Below are 21,128 nucleotides of genomic sequence, written 5' to 3'. Positions count from 1 at the left end.
GGCGGGCCGTCCGGCCTTTGTCGGTGGGCTGTCGGGAGTTTGTCGGTGGGGGGTGGGAGTGTCTTCCTTATGACACGAACCGACAACAAGCCCAGCGGGCGTGGGGACGCCGTGACCGTGCGGGGGCTGGTCAAGCACTACGGCGAGACCAAGGCGCTGGACGGCGTGGACCTGGATGTGCGCGAGGGCACCGTGATGGGGGTGCTCGGTCCGAACGGGGCCGGCAAGACCACTCTCGTACGGATCCTGTCCACCCTGCTGGCACCGGACGCCGGCCAGGCGACCGTCGCCGGCTACGACGTCGTACGCCAGCCCCGCCAGCTGCGCCGGGTGATCGGCCTGACCGGGCAGTACGCCTCCGTGGACGAGAAGCTCCCGGGCTGGGAGAACCTGTACATGATCGGGCGGCTGCTCGACCTGTCCCGCAAGGAGGCCCGCGCCCGCGCCGACGAACTGCTGGAGCGGTTCTCGCTGACGGACGCCGCCAAGCGGCCCGCGGCCACCTACTCCGGCGGCATGCGGCGCCGGCTCGACCTGGCCGCCTCCATGATCGGACGGCCCGAGGTGCTGTACCTGGACGAGCCGACGACCGGTCTCGATCCCCGCACCCGCAACGAGGTGTGGGACGAGGTCAAGGCCATGGTCGGGGACGGGGTCACCGTCCTGCTGACCACCCAGTACATGGAGGAGGCCGAACAGCTCGCCTCCGAGCTGACCGTCGTGGACCGCGGGAAGGTCATCGCGAACGGCGGCATCGAGGAGCTGAAGGCGAAGGTCGGCGGCCGCACGCTGCGGATCCGGCCCGCCGACCCGCTGGAGCTGCGCCCGCTCGCCGGGATGCTGGACGAACTGGGCATCACCGGGCTCGCCGCGACGACCGTGGACAGCGAGGCCGGCAGCCTGCTGGTGCCGATCCTCAGCGACGAGCAGCTGACCGCAGTGGTCGGCGCGGTCGCCGCACGCGGCATCACCGTCTCCTCGATCACCACCGAACTCCCCAGCCTGGACGAGGTGTTCCTGTCACTGACCGGCCACCGTGCCAGTGCCCCGCAGGACCCCACGCCCGCCGACACCCGCCAGGAGGTCGCCGTATGACCACGGCCACCGCGTCCGCTTCCGCCTCCGACGCCCGTATCCCGCTGCGCGGCCACCTGCGGCACACCGGGGCCCTGATCCGCCGCAATCTGCTGTGGATCCGGCAGGACCCGGAGTCGATGTTCGACGCCCTGCTGATGCCGGTCGTCTTCACGCTGCTGTTCGTGTACGTCTTCGGCGGCTCGATCGGACAGGCCCTGGGCGGCGGCCAGGACGGGTATGTGCAGTATGTGATCCCCGGCATGATCGCGATGATGAGCATGACGCTGTCCCAGGGCGTCGGCACCGGCTTCAGCCAGGACTTCAACTCCGGTGTCATGGACCGCTTCCGGTCGCTGCCCATCGGGCGCGGCTCGGTGCTGTTCGCGAAGATCTCGGTGGAACTGGCGCGGATGCTGTTCGCGACCGCCGTGCTGATGATCGTGGCCGTCCTGGTCGGTTTTGACATCGACCACTGGGGCGGACTGTTCGCGGCCGTGGGGCTGTCCGCGGCGTTCGCCTCGTCGATCATGTGGGTGTTCCTCACCCTGGGCGTGATCCTGAAGAACGCGCAGTCCGTGCAGGCGATGGGCTTCCTGGTGCTGTTCCCGCTCCAGTTCGGCTCGTCGATCTTCGCGCCGACCCAGTCGATGCCGGGCTGGCTCCAGGCCTTCACCGACTACAACCCGCTGTCCACGCTGGCGGACGCGGCCCGCGGGCTGATGGTGGGCGGTCCCGTCGCCCACGATCTGTGGATCACGCTGGCCTGGTCGGTGGCCATCACGGCGGTGATGGCGCCGGTCGCCATCCACAAGTTCCGCACCAAAAGCTGACGTTGCGGGCTCCGGTGGGGGCGCGGGTCAGATCAGGGCGGTGGCCTCCGCGAGGGAGAGGCCACCGCCCTCGGTGTACGCGGCCTCGTAGGCCGCCTCGTCGAGCACCGCACGGATGCCGTCCAGGGCCCGCCCGCGCACCGCGCGCTCCATGCCGGCCGGGAAGTGACCGGCCGGCAGCAGCGCGTCGGCGGCGCCCAGGCAGCGGGCGGCGTCCGCGGCACGGCTGCCGCCGTCGACGCGGGCCAGGGACACCGCGGCGACGGTCAGATTGATGGACGGCAGCTGCGGGATGATCGCCTGAGCCAGCGGTTCGGAGCACTGCCCCAGCGACGCGCGGATCTTGCCCAGGGCCTCCTCGTGCCGGCCGTCGGCGGCGTACACCCAGGCTTCCTGGCCGAGCAGCAGGGTGTCGAAGACGATGAAGTGCACGACCTTGAACTCCTTGCGCACCAGCCGGAGTTCTTCGCGCGCCTCGGCGACACGGCCGTCCGCGGCGAACCAGCCGGCGAGGAAGAGCCGGGCGGCGGGCATCGCCTCGTTGCCGACGCCGTCCCTGCGGGCCAGCACCTCGCGCAACAGCCGCTCACCGCGTTCCGCCTCGCCCGCTTCGAGGAGCACCCCGCCGAGCCGGGCGGTGAGGATCGCCACCTGGGCACGGGCGCCGAGGAGTTCGGCGTGCTCGATGGCCGCCTCGAAGTCGGCCGCGGCGGCGCCGAACTCGCCCTTGCGTTCATGGGCCTCGCCACGCGCGGACAGCGCCTCGGCGGCGCCCCAGGCGTCCCCGAGCCGCCGGTAGATCCCCAGGGCCTCGTCGGCGTCGCGCACCGCGTCGCCCGCCCAGGCGGTGCGGTTGGCGAGCATGCCGGCGCGGAGCTGGAGGGCGCCGGCGAGGTTCCAGTCGTAGCCCGGCGTCTCCCGGCAGGTGCGTACACAGGCGTCCAGGATCGTGTACAGCCGCTCGATGTCCCCGGTCAGGACCACGGCGTAGAACCAGATCATCCCGGGGGCATGGCAGGTCTGCGGCAGGCCGGGCTCGTAGGTGCGGGTGATGGTGCGCAGCTTCGCCAGGGCCTCGGGGGTCTGCAGGGCGTCCATCTCGGTGTCCAGGCAGGCCAGATGGGCGAGATGGACACCGCGCCGGGCCTCGGCGAGGAGTTCGCCGGTCAGCGGGGGCGGGGTCTCGGTGCAGCGCTGCCAGACCGGCCGGGCCGGGCGGACGGGTTCGCCGAACGGGTCGGGGCCGAGTGCCATGACCTCGCCGCACCAGTGCCTCACCTCGCCGCGCAGGTCGCGCATCTGCCAGTACCAGACCAGGGAGAGGGCGAGGCTCAGGCCCTCCTGCTCGTCGCGGGCGGCGACCGCGTGCCGCAGGGCCGTGCGCAGGTTCTCGTACTCAAGCTCCAGCCGTTGGATGGCCGCGCGCTGGCCCGGCCCGCGCAGCAACGGGTCGGTGGTGCGGGCGAGTTCACGGTAGTACGTCAGATGGTCGCGTTCGGCCCGCGCACGCTGTCCGGCCTGCTCCAGGCGTTCGCCGGCGTACTCGGCGACGGTCTCCAGGAGCCGGTAGCGCATCGCGCCGTCGGGCGCAGGGGCCGCCACCACCAGGGACTTGTCGACCAGCGAGCCGAGCGCGTCGAGGGCGACCGGACCGCAGACGGACTCGGCGGCGGCGAGGTCGCAGCCGCCCGCGAACACCGAAAGACGGCGCAGCACGTCCCGTTCGTCCTCGTCCAGCAGGTCCCAGGACCAGTCGACCACGGCCCGCAGGGTCTGCTGGCGGGGCCGTACGGTGCGGCTGCCGGAGGTCAGCAGCCGGAAGCGGTCGTCCAGCCGGTCCGCGATCTGCCGCGGTGTCATCAGGCGCAGCCGGGCGGCGGCCAGCTCGATGGCGAGGGGCAGTCCGTCCAGGCGCCGGCATATCTCGGCGCAGGCCGCGGCGGTCTCCTCGTCGGCCTCGATGCGGAAGCCGGGCCGGGCCGCGGCACCCCGGTCGGCGAGCAGCCGCAGCGCGGCCGGCTCGGACAGCGGCTGCACGGGGCGCACCAACTCGCCCGGTACGCTGAGGGGTTCGCGGCTGGTGGCCAGTACGGTCAGCTCGGGGCAGCGCTCCAGGAGCCGGGCCGCCAGCCGGGCCGCCGCGTCCACGACGTGCTCGCAGTTGTCGAGGACGATCAGCATGCGGCGCCTGCCGCAGTGCTCGACCAGCCGGCCGACGGGGTCGTCATGGCGGTCGCCGACGGCCCGCATGCCCTCGGCGCCGGCGCCGTGCAGCACGGTCTCGCGGGCGCCGATCGCGGTGAGCACGGCCTCCGGTACGGCGGCCGGGTCGTCGACGGGCGCCAGTTCGGCCAGCCACACCCCGTCCGTGGCGGTGTGCCGCATGCTCTCGGCGGCCTCCAGCGACAGCCGGGTCTTGCCGGCCCCGCCGGGCCCGAGCAGGGTCACGAGCCGGGCCGCCGCGAGGTCCCCGCGGATCGTCTCGATGTCGCCCTCCCGCCCGACGAAGGAGGTGAGCCGGGCGGGCAGGTTCCCGGGGACCGGCGGGCCGCCGCCCCCGTCGGGCGCCGCGGCCCGCAGCCCCTCGCCGTCCGGCCGTACGCCGGGCGCGGCCCCGTCGCCCGCGGTGCCGTGCGGGGCGGGGCCTGGCGCGCGGCCGGGGTGTTCCCCGGGCCGCAGCAGTTCCGCGTGCAGGGCGCGCAGTTCCGGTCCGGGATCCGAGCCGAGGCGGTCCGCGAGCAGCCGTCGTACGTCCTCGTAGGCGGCCAGCGCCTCGGCGCCGCGGCCCGCGTCGCGCAGCGCGCGCAGCCGCAGCGCCTGCAGGGGCTCGTCCAGGGGGTGGCCGTCGCACAGGGCGGTCAGCTCGGGCAGTGCCTGTTCGGCGTGGCCGAGCGCGAGGGCCGCGGTGTGCCGGGCGCGCAGCGCGTCCAGGCGCCGGGCGGCGAGCCGGGCCGCCTCGGCGGTGCGGTCGGGCAGGTCGGCGAGGGGTGGCCCCTGCCACAGGGCGAGGGCGTCGTCGAGGACACCGGCCGCCTTGTACGGGTCGCCGTCGGCGAGGGCGCGCAGGCCGTCGCCGGTCAGCCGTTCGAAGCGGTACAGGTCGACGTCCTCGGCCGTGGCGGCCAGCCGGTAGCCGCCCTCGGCGGAGGCGACGGCGTCGGCGCCCAGCGCCCGCCGCAACCGGCCCACCAGCGCCTGCAACGCCCCGGTCGCGTCGGCGGGCGGCTCCGCGGCCCACACCTCGTCGACCAGCAGGCCCACCGGCACGGTACGGCCCGGCCGCAGCGCCAGCACCGTCAGCAGGGCACGCAGACGCGCCCCGCCGACCGGGACGGGGGTTCCGTCGGTGCGGAGCGCCTGAGTGGTGCCGAGAATGCGATAGCGCACGGAGCCCATTGTCCCCGGAGACGCCGACACCCCGCCCACGGGTTCCAGACCCGCCAATCGCCGGCCGCGGGCCGAACGCCTCGCCGATGTCCTTCGAAACCCCCAGCACCCCACCCACGAGTTTCCGACCCGCCGGTCGCCGGCCGCTCGCAGAACACCTCGCCGGTGTCCCCCGAAACGGCCAGGACCACGCCCGCGGGACGAGCGTTCGGGTCGGTGGGTGGTGTCTACCGGTGCCCGGGGTCCGGCCCGGCAGCCGGTCCTCGGGCTGGTTGGCGATCCGCCGAGCCCGGCGAGCGTCATGGCCGCCTCCTCGATCGGCTCGGTCGCCGCGTGACGGCTGTCAGGAACCCGTGACGGGCCGTGGGGCGTTCGTCTGGCATCACCGGTACGGTCGACCCCGGCCCGTCCGACACGCCTGCCAGGAGCCCGCCGTATGACCACCGCCACCACCCGCCGCAGCGACCGGAGGATCAGCCCCGTCTTCCTCGGGCTGCTGGCCGTCACCGCGGTCACCGGCTGGGCCACCTGGACCGGGTTCGCCCACCAGCCGGGCGTCGCCGTGTTCCTGTTCGTGACGGCGGCCTGGATCGTCTCCCTGTGCCTGCACGAGTACGCGCACGCGCGCACCGCGCTGCACAGCGGCGACATCACGGTGGGCGCCAAGGGCTATCTGACGCTGAACCCGCTGAAGTACACGCATGCGCTGCTGAGCATCGTGCTGCCGGTGGTCTTCCTGATCATGGGCGGGATCGGGCTGCCGGGCGGTGCCGTGTTCATCGAACGCGGCCGGATCCGGGGCCGCTGGCGGCACAGCCTGGTCTCGGCGGCGGGCCCGCTGACGAACGTGCTGTTCGCGGCGGTGTGCACGGCGCCGTTCTGGCTGGACGCGCTGGACGGGGTGCCCCGGGACTTCCGGTACGCGCTGGCCTTCCTTGCGCTGCTCCAGGTCACGGCCGCGATCCTGAACTTCCTGCCGGTGCCGGGACTGGACGGCTACGGCGTGATCGAGCCGTGGCTGTCGTCCGGCGTCAAGCGCCAGGTGGAGCCGTTCGCGCCGTTCGGGCTGCTGTTCGTGTTCGCGCTGCTGTGGATCCCGTCGCTCAACGGCGCGTTCTTCGACCTGGTCGACGCGATCCTGCGCGGCCTCGGGATCGACGACGTCGATCAGTACTGCGGCCACGAGCTGTACCGGTTCTGGCGGGAGGGCAACCCGTACTGCGCCGTCAGCCCGTGACGGACGGCCGACGACCGGCCCTGCCCCGCTTCATGTAGTACCAGCACATGTTGCTGGACAGCCCGGCCAGCAGCACCCAGACGATGCCCAGCCAGCTGCCCTGGACGAACGAGACGACGGCCGCGGCCACGGCGAGGACGCAGACGACGAGGGTGTAGAGGGCGAGGCGCCGGGTCGGGCCGGGCGGGAGCAGGGCGGGCATCGGATCGGCTCCTGTCGGGGGACACTGCTGGACCGGGTCGGACCTGCCGGACCCGGTGGACCTGTCGGACGCCACCAGTGTCCCCCATGGGCCGGCATGTCTCACACGTCGGTGACGCGGAGCCCCGCGTGCGCCTTGTACCGGCGGTTGACGGAGATCAGGTTCGCGACCAGGGACTCCACCTGGTGGGCGTTGCGCAGCCGGCCCGCGAAGATGCCGCGCATGCCCGGGATCCGCCCGGCCAGCGCCTGCACGATCTCCACGTCGGCCCGCTCCTCGCCGAGGACCATCACATCGGTGTCGATCTCGGCGATCTCCGGGTCCTGGAGCAGCACGGCGGACAGGTGGTGGAAGGCGGCGGCGACCCTGGAGTCCGGCAGCAGGGCGGCGGCCTGCTCGGCGGCGCTGCCCTCCTCGGGCCTGATCGCGTAGGCGCCCTTCTTGTCGAAGCCGAGCGGGTTGACGCAGTCCACGACCAGCTTGCCGGCCAGTTCCGCGCGCAGTGCCTCCAGTGTCTTGCCGTGGCCGTCCCAGGGCACGGCGACGATCACCACATCGCTGCGGCGGGCGGCCTCGGCGTTGTCGAAGCCCTCGACGCCGTGCCCGAGTTCGGCGGCGGCGGCCTGTGCGCGTTCGGCGGCCCGGGAACCGATGATCACCTTCTGGCCGGCCCGGGCGAGCCGGTAGGCGAGGCCCTTGCCCTGCGGTCCGGTGCCGCCGAGCACGCCGACGACGAGACCGGAGACGTCCGGCAGGTCCCAGGGGTCCTTGGCGGGCTTTGCGGCGGGGGTTCCGGTGGGCTGCTGTGCACTGTCGGTAGAGGTCATGCGGCCGACTCTACGTCCGCGGCCCGCCGCCCGGCCCGGTCAGGTGAGCGCCGTGATGGGCACCCGGCGGAAGGTGATCGTCTCGTAGGCGCCGCGGTCGCCGGTCTCGTAGAGGAGTCCGACGGTCGCGGTGTCGATCCGGGCCAGGTCGGAGTAGGCGGCGGGCAGCCCGTCGACCGTGTGCGCGGGGCGCCAGGTGGTGCCGCCGTCGGTCGAGACGCGCAGGGTCATCAGGGCGCGGGCGCCGGGGGCGGCGGGGCCGGAGCAGAGCAGCAGGTCGGGGTCGCGCAGCTGGAGGACGGCGGCCTGGCAGACGGGCCCGGTCAGGCCCGCCTGCGGGCGGAACGGCTTGGTCAGCGTGCGGCCGCCGTCGGCGGAGTGGGCGTCGGCGCGGGTGCCGGGCGAGCGGGAGGCGGTGCGGGTGTTGAAGTAGACGCGGCCGTCGGGGAGTTCGGCGGCGCTGGTCTCGTTGGCGTTGACGTAGCCGCCGGTGTCGTCGTCGACGTAGCCGAGGTACCAGCTCGCGCCGTCGTCGTCGCTGAGCAGGCAGTGGCCGCCGTAGTAGTGGGGCTCCGTACCGGTGTCGTCGCCGGCGGGCGGCAGGGAGTGGTTGGCGGGGACGACGATCCGGCCGGTGCTCAGCCGGAGGGCGTGGCCGGGGGTGGTGGCGTACCAGCGCCAGCCGGGCGGCTTCACCGACGCGGTGATCTCCGTGGGCTCGGACCAGGTCGCGCCGTCGTCGTCGCTGTGCCGCACCCAGACCCGGCGGGCGTCGGCGTCCGTGACCTCGCCGCGCCGCACGGCGTCCTCGGTGGCGTGCGCGGCGGCACGGACGTGGACGAGCAGGATCCGGCCGGTGCCGAGGACGACGGGGGCGGGGTTGCCGGCCAGGTCGCCGCCGCCCGGTGCGGCGACCTGGAGCGGGCCCCAGGTGCAGCCGCCGTCCGTGGAGCGTTTCAGCACGATGTCGATGCGGCCGTGGTCGTGCGCGAAGTCGCGGCGGCCCTCGCAGAAGGCCAGCACGGTGCCGGGGCGGGTGACGACCACGGCCGGGATCCGGTAGCTGGCGTACCCTTCGTGGCCCGCGCGGAAGGGGACACTGACGTCGGTCATGGGCCGGCTCCTCATCGGTCTCGGGGACTGGGCACCTTCCCCGGGTCGGGCGAATTCGGGGTGAACTCCACGTCACGAGTGACCGGTTGCGGCAGGATGCGGTGCCATGGATGCCGTACGGGTGGCGCTGTTGCGCGAAGTGCTCGCCGGGACCGAGTGGTTGGGGGCCACGCGGCGGTTCGCCGGGGTGCTGCGCGGCTCGGTGGTGGCGCACGGCGGCGGACTGCTGCTGGTGGGCACGCCGGAGTACGAGCCGTGGCATCTGGCGGCGCATCTGGTGGACGAGGCCGCCTGGTCGGGCACGCCGGAGCTGGTGCCGACGCTGGTACGGCACGACGCGCGGCCCACGGATCCCGCGCATCTGGCCGTCGGTCCCGGGCGGATCGCGGCGGCCCGGCGGGGCGAGACGCTGCTCGTCGTGGCGCCCGGTGAGCCCGCGCCGCTGCTGGAGCGGGTGCACGACGCGCGGCGGGCCGGGGTGACGGTGCTGGCCCTGGGCTCGGGCGCGGGCGAGCTGGCCGGGATGGCGCACGAGACGCTGACGGTGCCCGAGGACGGCGAGCTGGACCTGGACACGGTGCAGCACCTGGTGAGCGCGGCGGCCGGCGAGAACGCGGTCCCCTCCGCACGGGGCCGCCGCACGCTCCGCGACCGCCTGACAAGCCTGACAGAAGCCCTGACAGCCCCACCCCCCGCCCCCTGGTGACCACCCACCCCGCCGGACGCCCGGTCCGCGAGCCCACCACGCCCCGGCCCGGCGGCACTCCGACGACCGGCCGCAGCATCTACCACGCTCCGTGCACCCCGGCGCCCGGCCCACCGCCCCCTGGCGACGCCCCGACCGGGCGGGCCTCACCCGGGCCGCGGCCCGGCGGGACAGAGGTGGTTTCGTCAGTCGTCGTCGGTGGAGCGGCCAGCGGTGTCGTGCCAGCGTGGGTCGTTCTCCCACTCGACGTTGCGCTCCCGGGCGGTGGCCATCGCGTGCTCGGCCTCCGTGCGGCTGGGATACGGGCCGAAGCGGTCCTTGGCCGGGCACTCCGGCCCCTCCTCGACCTTCTTGTGTTCGAGGCAGTAGTACCACTCCCCCGGCTTTCCGACCGTCCGCTTCTTGAACAGGGCCATGACCGGCTCCTTTCGCCAGGGACATGGTCCCCCATGCCCGCTGGTTAGACTCGCTGGCATGTCTGGCCAGTCGCTGCTCGTACCAGGGGAGCTGTCTCCCACCCGTTCGGTACCCGGAAACATCCGCCGCCCCGAGTACGTCGGCAAGCCCGCGCCGACGCCGTACACCGGGTCGGAGGTGCAGACCTCCGAGACCATCGAAGCGATGCGCGTCGCGGGCCGGATCGCCGCACAGGCGATGGCGGAGGCCGCGAAGATCATCGCGCCGGGCGTGACCACGGACGAGTTGGACGCGGTGGCGCACGCGTACATGTGCGACCACGGCGCCTACCCGTCGACGCTCGGCTACCGCGGCTTCCCCAAGTCGCTGTGCACCAGCGTCAACGAGGTCATCTGCCACGGCATTCCGGACTCGACGGTGCTGCGCGACGGCGACATCGTCAACCTGGATGTGACGGCGTACATCGGCGGGGTGCACGGCGACAACAACGCGACGTATCTCGTCGGGGACGTCGACGAGGAGTCGCGGCTGCTGGTGGAGCGGACCCGGGAAGCCCTCGACCGCGCGATCAGGGCGGTCCGGCCGGGCCGGCAGCTCAATGTCATCGGCCGGGTCATCGAGTCCTACGCCAAGCGCTTCGGGTACGGGGTGGTGCGGGACTTCACCGGCCACGGCATCAACTCGTCCTTCCACTCCGGGCTGATCGTCCCGCACTACGACAGTCCGCACGCGACGACGGTCATCCGGCCGGGGATGACGTTCACCATCGAGCCGATGCTGACGCTGGGCACGTACGAGTACGACATGTGGGACGACGGCTGGACGGTGGTCACGAAGGACCGCAGGCGGACCGCGCAGTTCGAGCACACGCTGGTGGTCACGGACTCGGGGGCGGAGATCCTCACCCTGCCGTAGCGGCCGGGGAGCAGAGAGTCCCGAGAGGCCCGCCCTGCTGGGGCGGGCTCTTTCTTGTACGCTTTTACCGACAGGGTGTCGGGAAAGCATTGACTTAGGTAAGGCTAACCTTAGATGATTCGATCCATGGAGTCCTTCTCGACAGTCATCCGCACCGCGTCCCGTGCCCAGCACCTGGAGGCGGAGACCTCGACGTTCATGAGCGCGCTGCTCGGCGGCAGGCTCGGCGTCGACGCGTACGCCCGCTACACCGAGCAGCTGTGGTTCGTGTACGACGCCCTGGAGTCCGGGGCGGAGCGGCTGGCGTCCGACGCCCTGGTCGGCCCCTTCATCCGCCCGGAGCTGTTCAGGCTGCCCGCGTTGGAGCGCGACCTGGCCCATCTGCGCGGGCCCGCATGGCGCGCGGGGCTCTCCGCGCTGCCCGCGACACGGGCGTACGCGGAGCGGGTGCGGGAGTGCGCCGAGCAGTGGCCCGGCGGGTACATCGCCCACCACTACACCCGTTACCTCGGCGACCTCTCCGGCGGTCAGATCATCCGCGACAAGGCGGAGCGGACGTGGGGGTTCGCGAAGAAGGGCGACGGGGTGCGGTTCTATGTCTTCGAAGGCATCGACAACCCGGCCGCCTTCAAGCGTGGCTACCGGGAGTTGCTGGACGCGGTGCGCGTTGATGAGCTGGAGAAGCAGCGGGTTGTTGCCGAATGCCGGGGCGCTTTCGCTTTGAATAGTGCGGTGTTCGGGGCGTTGGGGGCGGAGTTCTCCCTTAGCGCGTGAGGTTCGCTGGGGGCGCGGTGGGCGTCTGGCATTGGGGGGTTCGTTGTTGGGTGCGGGTGCGTTGTGGCTTTTCGCGCAGTTCCCCGCGCCCCTGGGGGGAGCGCGTCCGTCGTACGGTGCGGGTGCGATGGCATCTCGCGCAGTTCCCCGCGCCCCTTAGGGGGCTCGCGTCCGTCGTACGGTGCGGGTGCGATGTGGCATCTCGCGCAGTTCCCCGCGCCCCTGGGGGGAGCGCGTCCGTCGTACGGTGCGGGTGCGTTGGGGCTTTTTGCGCTCGCGCGGCGGAGCCGCGTGTTCGATGCAGGGCCGCGCACCTGGGTTAGATTTCTAGGTTTACTCGGCCTCCTAGTTCTATCCAGCCTTGGGGTTGGGGGGCTGTCAGGAGTTGGGAGCCTTTGCCCTGGGTTATGTTGAGGGCTCGGTTCAGCTGGGCTGTGAGGAGGAGGGCCGCCGCGCCGGTCGCCTCGTCCTCCTCGATGCTGTCGTCCCGGCCAGGGAAGCCGCGGGCGCGGATGCGGCCCGCCGCCTCGTCCTCCCAGGCCCAGGCGTAGATCCAGGTGCCCGGCTCGGGCACCGGCAGGGCGTCGACCTCGGCGGCCGTGGCGTACTGGCGCAGGGTGCGCGGCGGCGCCCACTCCGGGCGGGCCTCGATCCAGCTGAACTCGCCGTCCAGCCGGACGCCCACCACCCCCGCGGGCGTGACCAGTTCGGGCACGTCCAGCAGCCAGGCCGTGCCGACGCAGGGGTGGCCCGCGAAGGGCAGGCGCAGGGTGGGAGTGTAGATGTCGACGACGCCGCGCTCCGGGTCGTCCACGAACACGGTCTCGCTGAAGCCGAGTTTGGCGGCGAACGCCTGCCGGTCGGTCCGCTCGGGCAGTACCGAGCCGTCGCGGACCACGCCGAGTTCGTTGCCGTAGCCGCCGTTCGGCGCGCAGAAGACGCGCAGCACGTCGTAGTCAGTCACCCGGGCATTCAAGCATCGTCACGGGCGGGCGTCCCCGGGGGCTGCCGCTTGGCGCCTGCGGAGCGCAAGGACGGTGCCGGTTCCGGCGGCCACCGCCAGCGCGGCAGCGGCGCCCAGCGCGCCCGCCGGCACGTCCGAGCCGGTCGTGGCGAGGCTGCCGGTCGCGCCGCCGGTCGTGGCGCCGGTCACGCCGCCACTCGCCGTGCCCGTGCCGCCGGAGGCGCCCGTGCCGCCGGAGGCGCCCGTGCCGCCGGAGGTGCCCGTGCCGCCGGAGGTGCCCGTGCCGCCGTCGCCGGAGGGGAGTTCGGCGCCGTCGCTCAGGGCCACGGACAGATCGACCGGGTCGAGCACGGTGCCCGCCCGGTAGAAGCCGCCGAATGCCTTCGCGCCGGCCTCGGTGAGCGTCGCGGTGACGTCCTTCACGGTGATGACGTCCTCCTTCGCGGTGAGGTCCGCCGTGGGCGCCTTCAGGTCGGCCAGGACCACGTCCGCGGTCCGCTCGCCGAGGCTCGTGACATCGGCGGTCAGCTCGCCCGAGCCGCCGTCGAGCCGTGCCCGGATGCCGTCGAGGGTCAGGTCCAGGCCGTAACTCCCGTTGCTCTCATGGCCTTTGAAGGTGACCGCGCCGTCGAAGGCGGCGTCGAGGGTGCCGGCGTCGGTGTCGTAGGCGCCGGTCGCGTCGGGGAAGGTGAACGCCCCGTTGCCGGTGGCCTGGGTGGCGCCGTCGGACACCGTGATGGCGCCCTGGGCCGCCCCGTCGACGACGTAGCCACGGAAGGACTCCTTCACGCCCCAGGTGAGCGTGCCGTCGGCTATCTCGCCCTGGGCGGGGGCCGGTTCGGAGGCGGACGCGTCGGGCGTGACCGTCGGGGAGGGCGCACCGCTCGCGGTCGCCGACGGGGAGGACGGCGTGGGGCTCTCGGTCGCGGTGGGCGGCGGAGTGGGTGTCGGTGAGGTCGTCTCCGGCGCCGACGGGGACGGGGACGGCGAGGTCGTCTGGACCACCGTCAGCGGGTCGCCGGCCGCGCCCTCGTAGCCCGCGCTGCCGAAGACGTCCGCGGCCTCCTTGGTGAGCGTGGTCGCCATGTCCGTCATCTGGCGGGTGACCGCGACCGTCGCGAGCGGTACGTCCTGCGTGGTGCTGCCCGCGCGGGTGACGTCCGCGGTGATCTCCGCTTCCTTGCTGTCGAACCTGACGTCGTTGAGGGCCAGTTCAAAGCCGTGCAGCTCGGACTGGATCTTCAGGCTGCCCTCGAAGCCGAGGGACACGGTGTGCGCGTCGGAGTCGTAGCCGCCCGTGCCCCGGACGAAGGTGAACGCGCCGTTGCCGGGCGCCTGGGACGCGCCGTCGGCGGGCGTGAAGGTGCCGGCCGCGAATCCGGTCACGTATGTGCGGTAGGACTGCTTGATGCCCCAGGTCAACTCGTAGCCGGTGAGCGGGACTTCGGCGGCGGAGGCGCTGGTCGCGGGGAACGCGCCGATGCCGAGGGCGACCGCGACGGCGGCGGCGAGGGCGAGGCGTCTGGGGGTGGTGGCAGGCATGGGTGGTTCCGTCTCCTTGGTCGGGGTGCGGGTCAGGTCAGGTTGGGTTGGGGTGGAGTGGGGTGGGTTCAGTCCTCGTCGGCTGTCGGGCGGGTGCGGCGCCTGTGGACGGCGACCGCCACGCCCGCGCCGGCCAGCAGCAGGCCGGCCGCCGCGAGGGTGAGCGGCAGGACGGGGGTGCCGTCGTCCGCGGAGTCGGCCACGGCCGGCTCCGCCGCGGTCTCCCGGGCCGGGGCCGGCGTGGCCGACGGTGTCGGGCCGGCCGCGCTGCCCAGGTCGGGCAGCGCGGGCAGCGTGGCGTCGTCGGTGAGGGCGACGGCCAGCGAGACCGGGTCCATCGCGGTGCCCTTCGGGTACCGCCCGCCGAAGGCCCGCGCGCCCTCGGCGGTGAGCTTCGCCGGGGCCTCGGCGAGCGAGGCCAGTCCGTCGCGGGCGGTGAAGTCCGCTGCGGCGAAGGTCACCAAGGGGACCTTCTTCCCGGCGAAGTCGTCGCCGCCGACGTCGGCGTAGAGGGTGCCCCGGCCGTCCGCGACGGTGACCCGGACGCCGCTCAGCCGCAGGTCGAGGCCGTGGTCGCCGGTGAAGCCGACCGCGCCGTCGAAGCTCGCGGTCAGCTCGCCGTCGCGGTAGGTGCCCTCGCCCGCCGGAAAGCGGAAGAGGGCCCCGCCGTCGCGGGCGCCGTCGCTCAGGGTCCATTTGCCGCGGGCGATGTCGCCGGTGACGTACTCCCGGAAGGTGCGGCGTACGCCCCAGTCGACGGCGCCGTCCACGATCGCGCCGCCCTTCGACGGCGCCTTCTTCCCGGCTGGTTCGCTCGCGGTGGGGGTCGGTGTGGGGGTGGGCCGTGCGGCCGCCTTGACGTCGGCGGCCAGGCTGACCGGGTCCAGGGGGGTGCCGGCCGCGTAGTACCCGGCGAAGGACGTGGCGCCCTGGGCGGTCAGCGTGGCGGGCACGTTGTTCAGGACGACGGCCGTGCCACCGCCGCGCATGTCGATGCCGCCCAGGGCGAGTGAGGCGAAGGGCACCTGTGCGGACGTCGTGACCTTCCCGGTGTCCTTCGCCTTGCCGGTGACGTCCAGATAGAGGGTGCCGGTGGCGCCGGAGATCCGGACGGTGGGGCGGCTGAGCGTGAGGTCGAGCTGGTACGAGCCGTCGCTCTTGCGGTGTCCGACGAAGTGCACGCCGCCCGCGAAGGACGCGGCGAACGCCCCGGTGGCCCCGTCGTAGGTGCCGGTCGCCGAGGGGAAGCGGAACTGGCTGCCGCCCACGGTGGCCGCGCCGCCGGTGAGCGAGTAACCGCCCTGGGCGACCGGCCCGGTGACATAGCTCTGGAACGACGACTTGACGCCCCAGTCGAGGCGGCCGCCCTGGACGGTGCGGCTCTCGGCGTGCGCGGCGGTGACCGGGAGCAGCAGTGCGCCCAGAAGGGCCGCGCACAGCACGGCGATCGGGTGCCGCAGGGGCGTGGGCATGGGTGGTCCTCCGGATACGACGACCGGTAGCGAACAAAGGTAAGGCTAACCTAAGCTCAATCTGGCAGTCTCTGGAAGCAACCGAAGGGAACGGGACAGGACCGTGCGACGCTTGCGCACCCGACTGGCGGGAGCACTGGTCTCCGTGCTCGCCCTCGCCGTGGCCACGACCGGCTGCGGCAGCTCCCCCGAAGCCGCGGGAGGGACCGGGAAACCGGGAAGAACCGGGGGCACCTCGACGAGCACCACGGCCGACCGCGTCGAGCCGCTGCCCGCCACCCCCGCACCCGAGCTGCCCGCCACCGTCGCCTCGGCCGACGGCGGCACGGTGACGGTGCGCCAGGCGCGGCACATCGTGCCGCTCTCCGGCAGCCTCAGCGAGATCGTGTTCACCCTCGGGCTCGGCGACCGGGTCGTCGCCCGCGACGTCACCGCCACCTTCGCGCAGGCGGCGCGGCTCCCGGTGGTGACCCGCAACCACGATGTGTCCGCGGAGAGCGTGCTCTCCCTGCGGCCCGATCTGGTCCTCGCCGAGGAGACCACAGGCCCCGAGGAGGCCATGGACCAGATCCGCGCGGCCGGGGTGCCGGTCCTCGTGGTCGCCGCGGCCCGGGGCCTTGACGACGTGGGCCCGCGCATCCGGGCGGTGGCCGGCGCGCTCGGCGTCCCCGCCGCCGGCACGGAGCTGACCCGGCGCACGGAGCAGCGGATCGCCGCCGTACGCAAGACGATTCCGGAGCACGCCGAGCGGCCCCGGGTCGCCTTCCTCTATCTGCGCGGCTCCGCCTCCGTCTATCTCATCGGCGGCCGGGGCTCGGGCGCGACCTCCCTGCTGGAGGCCGCCGGGGCGGTCGACGCCGGGGCCGAGTCGGGCCTGACGAAGGACTTCACCGCGATCACCACCGAGGCGCTCGCCGAGGCCGCGCCCGACGCGATCCTGGTGATGGCCAAGGGACTTGAGTCGGTCGGCGGAACCGACGGACTGGTGAAGATCCCCGGTGTGGCGCAGACCCCGGCCGGGATGAACCGGCGGATCGTGTCCGTCGAGGACGGGGTGCTGCTGAACTACGGGGCGCGCACCGACCAGGTGCTCGCCACGGTGGTGGCGCAGCTGTACCGGGACGGTGCCGAGTGACCGTGCTCGACGAACCGGCCGAGCGGACCGCCGAGACCCCCGAGCGCCGCGGGCACTCCACCGCCTGGCTGCTCACCGCCGGACTGCTCGCCGCGCTGCTGGTGCTCGTCCCGGTGGCCGCGGGCCTCGGCGCCTATCCGATCCCGACCGGCGATGTGCTCGGCTCCGTGCTGCACCGGACGGGCCTCGGCGGCTCCGCGCTGGACCGGGTGGCCGAGTCGGTCCTGTGGAACGTCCGCTTTCCGCGCATCGTGCTGGCGCTGCTCGTCGGCGCCTCGCTCGGCTGCGCCGGGGCGCTGATGCAGGGCGTCTTCGGCAATCCGCTCGCCGAGCCCGGCGTCATCGGCGTCTCCTCGGGCGCGGCGGTCGGCGCGGTCGCGGCGATCGCGTTCGGCCTGGATTTCCTCGGCGACTGGACGGTGTCGGCGTTCGCGTTCGCGGCGGGCCTCGGCACGGTCCTGCTGGTGTACGGGATGTCGCGCTCCGGCGGCCGCACCGAGGTGGTGACGCTGATCCTCACCGGGATCGCGGTGAACGCCTTCGCCGGCGCGTTGATCGGGCTGTTCCTGTTCTTCGCGGACACCGCCGCCGTCAACCAGATCACCTTCTGGCAGCTCGGCTCGCTGTCGCAGGCGACCTGGCCCAAGGTGCTGGCCGTGCTGCCCTGTGCGGTGCTGGGGCTCGCGCTGGCCCCGGGGCACGCCCGCCGGCTCGATCTGCTGGCGCTGGGTGAGCGGCCCGCGCGGCACCTGGGCGTGGACGTGGAGCGGCTGCGGCTGGTGCTGGTGCTGGTCATCGCCCTGCTGACCGCGGCGGCGGTGAGCGTCGCCGGGATCATCTCCTTCGTCGGCCTCGTCGTACCGCATCTGCTGCGGATGGCGGCAGGACCGGGGCACCGCTTCCTCATCCCGGCGAGCGCGCTGCTCGGCGCGCTGGTGCTGCTGGGCGCGGATCTGACGGCCCGTACGGTCGCCGCGCCCGCCGAACTCCCGCTCGGCGTGCTGACCGCACTGCTCGGCAGCCCGTTCTTCTTCTGGCTGCTGCGCAGAACCCGCCGCAGACAAGGAGGTTGGGCATGACACCGCCCACCCGCACCGCAGAAACGACCCGCTGGTGTCCTGTCGAAAGGGTTCGCTCGTGAGACTGCTGCGCGGCAGGCCCATCGCTCCCGTGCCGGCCGGTAACGGGACCGTGCTCGCCGAGGCCGAGGGGCTGTGTGTCCGCCTGGGTGGCCGTACCGTGCTGGACGGTGTCGACGTGTCCGCCCGCGCCGGTGAACTCCTCGCCCTCGTCGGCCCCAACGGCGCCGGAAAGTCGACCCTGTTGAGCGCCCTCGCGGCCGACCTCGCACCGGCCGCCGGCGTCGTACGCATCCACGGCCGGCCCGCCCCGCAGTGGTCCGCGGCCGAACTCGCCCTGCGCCGGGCCGTGCTCCCCCAGTCGTCGACGCTGTCCTTCCCCTTCACGGTGGAGGAGGTGGTCCGGATGGGCCGCGCGCCGCACGCCTCCTCCCCCGCGGAGGACGACCTGGCGGTGGCCCGTGCGATGGCGGCGACGGAGGTCACCGGTTTCGCGCTGCGGCCGTTCTCCGCGCTCAGCGGCGGGGAGCGGGCCCGGGTCGCGCTCGCCCGGGTGCTCGCCCAGCACGCGCCGCTGCTGCTGCTCGACGAGCCGACCGCCGCGCTCGACCTGAAGCACCAGGAGTCGGTGCTGCGGCTGTGCCGGGAGAGGGCGCGCGCCGGTGACGCGGTGGTCGTGGTGCTGCACGACCTGGCCCTGGCGGCGGCCTACGCGCACCGGGTCGCGATCCTGTGCGCGGGGCGCGTCGCGGCCGAGGGACCACCGGCGCAGGTGTTCGACGAGCGGCTGCTGTCGGACGTCTACGAGCAGCCGGTCGAGGTGTTCCCGCACCCCCGCACCGGAGCCGTCCTGATCACTCCACGGCGCACCGTTTGACCTCCCCATTACCGTCCCTTGACGTCACTTTTGAGCCGTCGAGATCAAGTCGTGTCTGTGATCTTTCAATGAGAGCTGAATCACCATCCGGACGGGTATGGGTGAGGGAAGCCTCAGATAAGTTAGGCCAGCCTCACCAGACTGCTTCCCGCTTGGAGCCCGCATGCGTGCCGCCCGCCTCACCGTCACCGCGGCCACGGCCGTGGCCGCCCTGACCGCCCTCTCGGCCTGCACCGCGAAGAGCGACGCGAAGGACGGCAACGCGATCCAGGTGACCGCCGCCGACACCACGTGCGACACCTCGGCCACCTCGATCCCGGCCGGCCAGGTCACCCTCCAGATAGAGAACAAGGGCTCCCGGGCCACCGAGGTCGAAATCCTCTTCCCTGACGACCGGATCGTCTCCGAGAAGGAGAATATCGGCCCCGGTACCAAGTACACGCTGACCGCCGAGGTGAAGGCGGGCTCGTACGAGATCGCCTGCCGGCCGGGCATGAAGGGCCACGGCGTACGCCAGAAGCTGACGGTCACCGGCGGCAGCACCGCCAAGCGGGACCCCAAGCTGGACAAGGCGGTCGCCGACTACCGCCAGTACGCGCAGGACCAGGCCGACGAGACACTGCCGCGGGTCGAGACCTTCGTACAGGCGATCAAGGACGGCGACCTGGAGGCCGCCAAGAAGGCCTACGCACCCTCCCGCCTCGGCTGGGAGCGCACCGAACCGGTCGCCGAGTCCTTCGGCGACATCGACCCCAAGGTCGACGTCCGCGAGGACGGGCTCGAAGAGGGCCAGAAGTGGACCGGCTGGCACCGCCTGGAGAAGTCCCTCTGGCACGACAAGAAGATCGGCGCCGAGGAGAAGACCCTCGCCGACCAGCTGGTCACCGATCTGAAGGACTGGCAGAAGCGGGTCGGCACCGCGGAGATCACCCCGACCTCCATGGCCAACGGCGCCAAGGAACTGCTCGACGAGGTCGCCACCGGCAAGGTCACCGGCGAGGAGGACCGCTACGCGCACACCGACCTCGTCGACTTCAAGGGCAACGTCGAGGGCGCGCAGAAGGCGTACGAACTGCTCAAGCCGGTCGCCTCGACGAACGACGCGGCCCTGACCGGGGAGTTGGACAAGCAGTTCGCGGCGCTCGACGCCCAGCTCGACAAGTACCGCTCCGACAGCTCCGACAAGACCTCCTACGCGTTCGTCTCGTACGACAAGGTCACCGAGGAACAGCGCAAGGAGCTGTCGGACGCGGTGAACGCGCTCGCCGAGCCGCTGTCCAAGCTCGCCGCCGCGGTCGTGAAGTAGGCGGGGACGACGATGACACAGACCCAGCGGGGCGGCAGCCCCTCAAGGCGCGCGCTGATCGGCTGGGGCGGTGCCGGGCTCGCGCTCGGCGCCGCCACGGCCGGCGGCGCCGTCGCGATGACCCGCACCGGCCAGGACGCCGACCCGGCCGCCGCCGAGGCGGGCACCGCGATCGCCTTCCACGGCGACCACCAGGCGGGCATCGCCACGCCCGTGCAGGACCGGCTGCACTTCGCCGCGTTCGACGTGAAGACCGACGACCGCGCCGCGTTCGTCCGGCTCCTCAAGGACTGGACGGCCGCCGCCCGCCGGATGACCGCGGGCCGCACGGTCGGCGAGGGCGCCTACGGCGGGCTGGCCGAGGCGCCGCCCGACGACACCGGCGAGGCGCTGGGACTGAAGCCGTCCCGGCTGACGCTCACCCTCGGGTTCGGGCCGTCCCTGTTCGACCGGTTCGGGCTCGCGGACCGGCGGCCCACGGCCCTCGTCGACCTGCCCAAGTTCCCCGGCGACAACCTCGACGCGGCGCGCACCGGCGGCGACCTGTGCATCCAGGCCTGCGCCGACGATCCGCAGGTCGCCGTGCACGCCATCCGCAACCTGGCCCGCATCGGCTTCGGCACGGTCGCCGTCCGCTGGTCGCAGCTCGGCTTCGGCAAGACGTCGTCGACGACCCCGGACGCCCAGACCCCGCGCAACCTCTTCGGGTTCAAGGACGGCACCCGCAACATCGCGGGCACCGAGAAGGACCGGCTGGACAAGTTCGTCTGGGCCGGCGACGGGGACGGACCGGCGTGGATGACCGGCGGGTCGTACCTCGTCGCACGGCGCATCCGCATGAACATCGAGACCTGGGACCGGACGTCGCTCCAGGAACAGGAGGACGTCTTCGGCCGCGACAAGGGCGAGGGCGCCCCGGCCGGCAAACCGAAGGAGCACGACGAGCCGTTCCTGAAGGCGATGAAGCCCACCGCGCACGTCCGGCTCGCCCACCCCGACGCCAACGGCGGGATCACGATCCTGCGCCGGGGCTACTCCTTCACCGACGGCACCGACGGGCTCGGCCGGCTGGACGCGGGCCTGTTCTTCCTGGCCTACCAGCGCGACCCCCGCACGGGATTCATTCCGCTCCAGCGCCGGCTGGCGGCGTCGGACGCGCTCAACGAGTACATCCAGCACGTGGGTTCTGCTGTCTTCGCGATCCCGCCCGGCGTCCGCGACGCGGACGACTGGTGGGGCCGGACGCTGCTGACCGAGGAGGCGTAGCC

Annotated in this window: 19 protein-coding genes; 11 read left to right on the top strand and 8 right to left on the bottom strand. The window is 73.1% G+C overall.

Annotation, left to right across the window (positions count from 1 at the left end; translation table 11 throughout):
• Nucleotides 1-69 precede the first annotated feature (69 nt).
• Both ACFYTE_RS26160 and ACFYTE_RS26155 read left to right on the top strand, forming a co-directional pair.
• Nucleotides 70-1,095: an ATP-binding cassette domain-containing protein gene (locus ACFYTE_RS26160; protein WP_388715026.1), complete on the top strand. Its 1,026-nt coding sequence runs from the start codon at nucleotides 70-72 to the stop codon at nucleotides 1,093-1,095.
• Nucleotides 1,092-1,907, top strand: a complete 816-nt coding sequence (locus ACFYTE_RS26155; RefSeq protein ID WP_388715024.1) for an ABC transporter permease — start codon at nucleotides 1,092-1,094, stop codon at nucleotides 1,905-1,907. The genes ACFYTE_RS26160 and ACFYTE_RS26155 overlap by 4 nt, the downstream gene beginning before the upstream one ends.
• A gap of 27 nt (nucleotides 1,908-1,934) precedes the next feature.
• On the opposite strand, the gene ACFYTE_RS26150 is transcribed toward ACFYTE_RS26155, so the two are convergent.
• Entirely contained in the window at nucleotides 1,935-5,303 is a 3,369-nt protein-coding gene (locus ACFYTE_RS26150) for a BTAD domain-containing putative transcriptional regulator (RefSeq protein ID WP_388715021.1), read from the bottom strand.
• 427 nt (nucleotides 5,304-5,730) lie between these two features.
• On the opposite strand from ACFYTE_RS26150, the gene ACFYTE_RS26145 reads away from it, so the two are divergent.
• The gene (locus tag ACFYTE_RS26145; RefSeq protein ID WP_388715018.1) at nucleotides 5,731-6,531 is read left to right on the top strand and encodes a site-2 protease family protein; all 801 of its coding nucleotides are present in this window, start codon (nucleotides 5,731-5,733) and stop codon (nucleotides 6,529-6,531) included.
• On the opposite strand, the gene ACFYTE_RS26140 is transcribed toward ACFYTE_RS26145, so the two are convergent.
• The 3 genes from ACFYTE_RS26140 to ACFYTE_RS26130 all read right to left on the bottom strand — a co-directional run bounded on the left by ACFYTE_RS26140 (nucleotide 6,521) and on the right by ACFYTE_RS26130 (nucleotide 8,673).
• Nucleotides 6,521-6,733 carry a hypothetical protein gene (locus ACFYTE_RS26140; protein WP_388715015.1) on the bottom strand — a complete coding sequence of 71 codons (213 nt, stop codon included), beginning with the start codon at nucleotides 6,731-6,733 and terminating at the stop codon, nucleotides 6,521-6,523. The genes ACFYTE_RS26145 and ACFYTE_RS26140 overlap by 11 nt on opposite strands.
• Before the next feature lie 101 nt (nucleotides 6,734-6,834).
• Nucleotides 6,835-7,560, bottom strand: coding sequence for an NADPH-dependent F420 reductase (gene npdG, locus ACFYTE_RS26135; protein WP_388715012.1), 726 nt, complete (start codon nucleotides 7,558-7,560; stop codon nucleotides 6,835-6,837).
• A gap of 39 nt (nucleotides 7,561-7,599) precedes the next feature.
• Nucleotides 7,600-8,673: an exo-alpha-sialidase gene (locus ACFYTE_RS26130; RefSeq protein WP_388715009.1), complete on the bottom strand. Its 1,074-nt coding sequence runs from the start codon at nucleotides 8,671-8,673 to the stop codon at nucleotides 7,600-7,602.
• 106 nt (nucleotides 8,674-8,779) lie between these two features.
• On the opposite strand from ACFYTE_RS26130, the gene ACFYTE_RS26125 reads away from it, so the two are divergent.
• Complete coding sequence (locus ACFYTE_RS26125; RefSeq protein ID WP_388715006.1) at nucleotides 8,780-9,379, top strand: hypothetical protein; 600 nt, start codon at nucleotides 8,780-8,782, stop codon at nucleotides 9,377-9,379.
• A gap of 185 nt (nucleotides 9,380-9,564) precedes the next feature.
• On the opposite strand, the gene ACFYTE_RS26120 is transcribed toward ACFYTE_RS26125, so the two are convergent.
• Nucleotides 9,565-9,795 (bottom strand): hypothetical protein, encoded by a 231-nt coding sequence (locus tag ACFYTE_RS26120; protein ID WP_388715003.1) that lies wholly within the window; start codon nucleotides 9,793-9,795, stop codon nucleotides 9,565-9,567.
• A 58-nt stretch (nucleotides 9,796-9,853) separates the two neighbouring features.
• Here ACFYTE_RS26120 and map point away from each other — a divergent pair, with 58 nt between their 5' ends.
• Nucleotides 9,854-10,711 carry a type I methionyl aminopeptidase gene (gene map / locus ACFYTE_RS26115; RefSeq protein ID WP_388715000.1) on the top strand — a complete coding sequence of 286 codons (858 nt, stop codon included), beginning with the start codon at nucleotides 9,854-9,856 and terminating at the stop codon, nucleotides 10,709-10,711.
• Between the two features lie 126 nt (nucleotides 10,712-10,837).
• On the top strand, nucleotides 10,838-11,485 hold the full coding sequence (locus ACFYTE_RS26110) for a heme oxygenase (biliverdin-producing) (protein WP_388714998.1): 648 nt from the start codon (nucleotides 10,838-10,840) through the stop codon (nucleotides 11,483-11,485).
• A gap of 319 nt (nucleotides 11,486-11,804) precedes the next feature.
• On the opposite strand, the gene ACFYTE_RS26105 is transcribed toward ACFYTE_RS26110, so the two are convergent.
• The 3 genes from ACFYTE_RS26105 to ACFYTE_RS26095 all read right to left on the bottom strand — a co-directional run bounded on the left by ACFYTE_RS26105 (nucleotide 11,805) and on the right by ACFYTE_RS26095 (nucleotide 15,463).
• Complete coding sequence (locus ACFYTE_RS26105) at nucleotides 11,805-12,449, bottom strand: PhzF family phenazine biosynthesis protein (RefSeq protein WP_388714995.1); 645 nt, start codon at nucleotides 12,447-12,449, stop codon at nucleotides 11,805-11,807.
• Between the two features lie 18 nt (nucleotides 12,450-12,467).
• On the bottom strand, nucleotides 12,468-13,991 hold the full coding sequence (locus ACFYTE_RS26100; RefSeq protein ID WP_388714992.1) for an HtaA domain-containing protein: 1,524 nt from the start codon (nucleotides 13,989-13,991) through the stop codon (nucleotides 12,468-12,470).
• 68 nt (nucleotides 13,992-14,059) lie between these two features.
• Entirely contained in the window at nucleotides 14,060-15,463 is a 1,404-nt protein-coding gene (locus tag ACFYTE_RS26095; RefSeq protein ID WP_388714989.1) for an HtaA domain-containing protein, read from the bottom strand.
• Nucleotides 15,464-15,575: 112 nt separating this feature from the next.
• Here ACFYTE_RS26095 and ACFYTE_RS26090 point away from each other — a divergent pair, with 112 nt between their 5' ends.
• The 5 genes from ACFYTE_RS26090 to efeB all read left to right on the top strand — a co-directional run bounded on the left by ACFYTE_RS26090 (nucleotide 15,576) and on the right by efeB (nucleotide 21,126).
• Entirely contained in the window at nucleotides 15,576-16,598 is a 1,023-nt protein-coding gene (locus ACFYTE_RS26090; RefSeq protein ID WP_388714986.1) for a hemin ABC transporter substrate-binding protein, read from the top strand.
• Nucleotides 16,595-17,677, top strand: a complete 1,083-nt coding sequence (locus ACFYTE_RS26085; protein ID WP_388714984.1) for a FecCD family ABC transporter permease — start codon at nucleotides 16,595-16,597, stop codon at nucleotides 17,675-17,677. The genes ACFYTE_RS26090 and ACFYTE_RS26085 overlap by 4 nt, the downstream gene beginning before the upstream one ends.
• 58 nt (nucleotides 17,678-17,735) lie before the next feature.
• Nucleotides 17,736-18,554, top strand: a complete 819-nt coding sequence (locus ACFYTE_RS26080; RefSeq protein WP_388714982.1) for a heme ABC transporter ATP-binding protein — start codon at nucleotides 17,736-17,738, stop codon at nucleotides 18,552-18,554.
• A gap of 163 nt (nucleotides 18,555-18,717) precedes the next feature.
• Nucleotides 18,718-19,860, top strand: coding sequence for an iron uptake system protein EfeO (efeO, locus tag ACFYTE_RS26075; protein ID WP_388714979.1), 1,143 nt, complete (start codon nucleotides 18,718-18,720; stop codon nucleotides 19,858-19,860).
• Nucleotides 19,861-19,872: 12 nt separating this feature from the next.
• Nucleotides 19,873-21,126: an iron uptake transporter deferrochelatase/peroxidase subunit gene (gene efeB, locus ACFYTE_RS26070; protein ID WP_388714976.1), complete on the top strand. Its 1,254-nt coding sequence runs from the start codon at nucleotides 19,873-19,875 to the stop codon at nucleotides 21,124-21,126.
• Nucleotides 21,127-21,128 lie beyond the last annotated feature (2 nt).

Origin of the sequence: Streptomyces sp. NPDC004629 (assembly GCF_042873595.1) — a bacterium.
Taxonomy (GTDB): Bacteria; Actinomycetota; Actinomycetes; order Streptomycetales; family Streptomycetaceae; genus Streptomyces.
The sequence above is the reverse complement of the archived record's forward strand: the minus strand, read 5'-3'. Positions and strand labels throughout refer to the sequence as shown.

Excerpts from the sequence above, each read along its gene's own strand:
- ACFYTE_RS26160 (WP_388715026.1), top strand. The coding sequence starts at position 70 with ATGACACGAACCGACAACAAGCCCAGCGGGCGTGGGGACGCCGTGACC.
- ACFYTE_RS26155 (WP_388715024.1), top strand. The coding sequence starts at position 1,092 with ATGACCACGGCCACCGCGTCCGCTTCCGCCTCCGACGCCCGTATCCCG.
- ACFYTE_RS26150 (WP_388715021.1), bottom strand. The coding sequence starts at position 5,303 with ATGGGCTCCGTGCGCTATCGCATTCTCGGCACCACTCAGGCGCTCCGC.
- ACFYTE_RS26145 (WP_388715018.1), top strand. The coding sequence starts at position 5,731 with ATGACCACCGCCACCACCCGCCGCAGCGACCGGAGGATCAGCCCCGTC.
- ACFYTE_RS26140 (WP_388715015.1), bottom strand. The coding sequence starts at position 6,733 with ATGCCCGCCCTGCTCCCGCCCGGCCCGACCCGGCGCCTCGCCCTCTAC.
- npdG (WP_388715012.1), bottom strand. The coding sequence starts at position 7,560 with ATGACCTCTACCGACAGTGCACAGCAGCCCACCGGAACCCCCGCCGCA.
- ACFYTE_RS26130 (WP_388715009.1), bottom strand. The coding sequence starts at position 8,673 with ATGACCGACGTCAGTGTCCCCTTCCGCGCGGGCCACGAAGGGTACGCC.
- ACFYTE_RS26125 (WP_388715006.1), top strand. The coding sequence starts at position 8,780 with ATGGATGCCGTACGGGTGGCGCTGTTGCGCGAAGTGCTCGCCGGGACC.
- ACFYTE_RS26120 (WP_388715003.1), bottom strand. The coding sequence starts at position 9,795 with ATGGCCCTGTTCAAGAAGCGGACGGTCGGAAAGCCGGGGGAGTGGTAC.
- map (WP_388715000.1), top strand. The coding sequence starts at position 9,854 with ATGTCTGGCCAGTCGCTGCTCGTACCAGGGGAGCTGTCTCCCACCCGT.
- ACFYTE_RS26110 (WP_388714998.1), top strand. The coding sequence starts at position 10,838 with ATGGAGTCCTTCTCGACAGTCATCCGCACCGCGTCCCGTGCCCAGCAC.
- ACFYTE_RS26100 (WP_388714992.1), bottom strand. The coding sequence starts at position 13,991 with ATGCCTGCCACCACCCCCAGACGCCTCGCCCTCGCCGCCGCCGTCGCG.
- ACFYTE_RS26095 (WP_388714989.1), bottom strand. The coding sequence starts at position 15,463 with ATGCCCACGCCCCTGCGGCACCCGATCGCCGTGCTGTGCGCGGCCCTT.
- efeO (WP_388714979.1), top strand. The coding sequence starts at position 18,718 with ATGCGTGCCGCCCGCCTCACCGTCACCGCGGCCACGGCCGTGGCCGCC.
- efeB (WP_388714976.1), top strand. The coding sequence starts at position 19,873 with ATGACACAGACCCAGCGGGGCGGCAGCCCCTCAAGGCGCGCGCTGATC.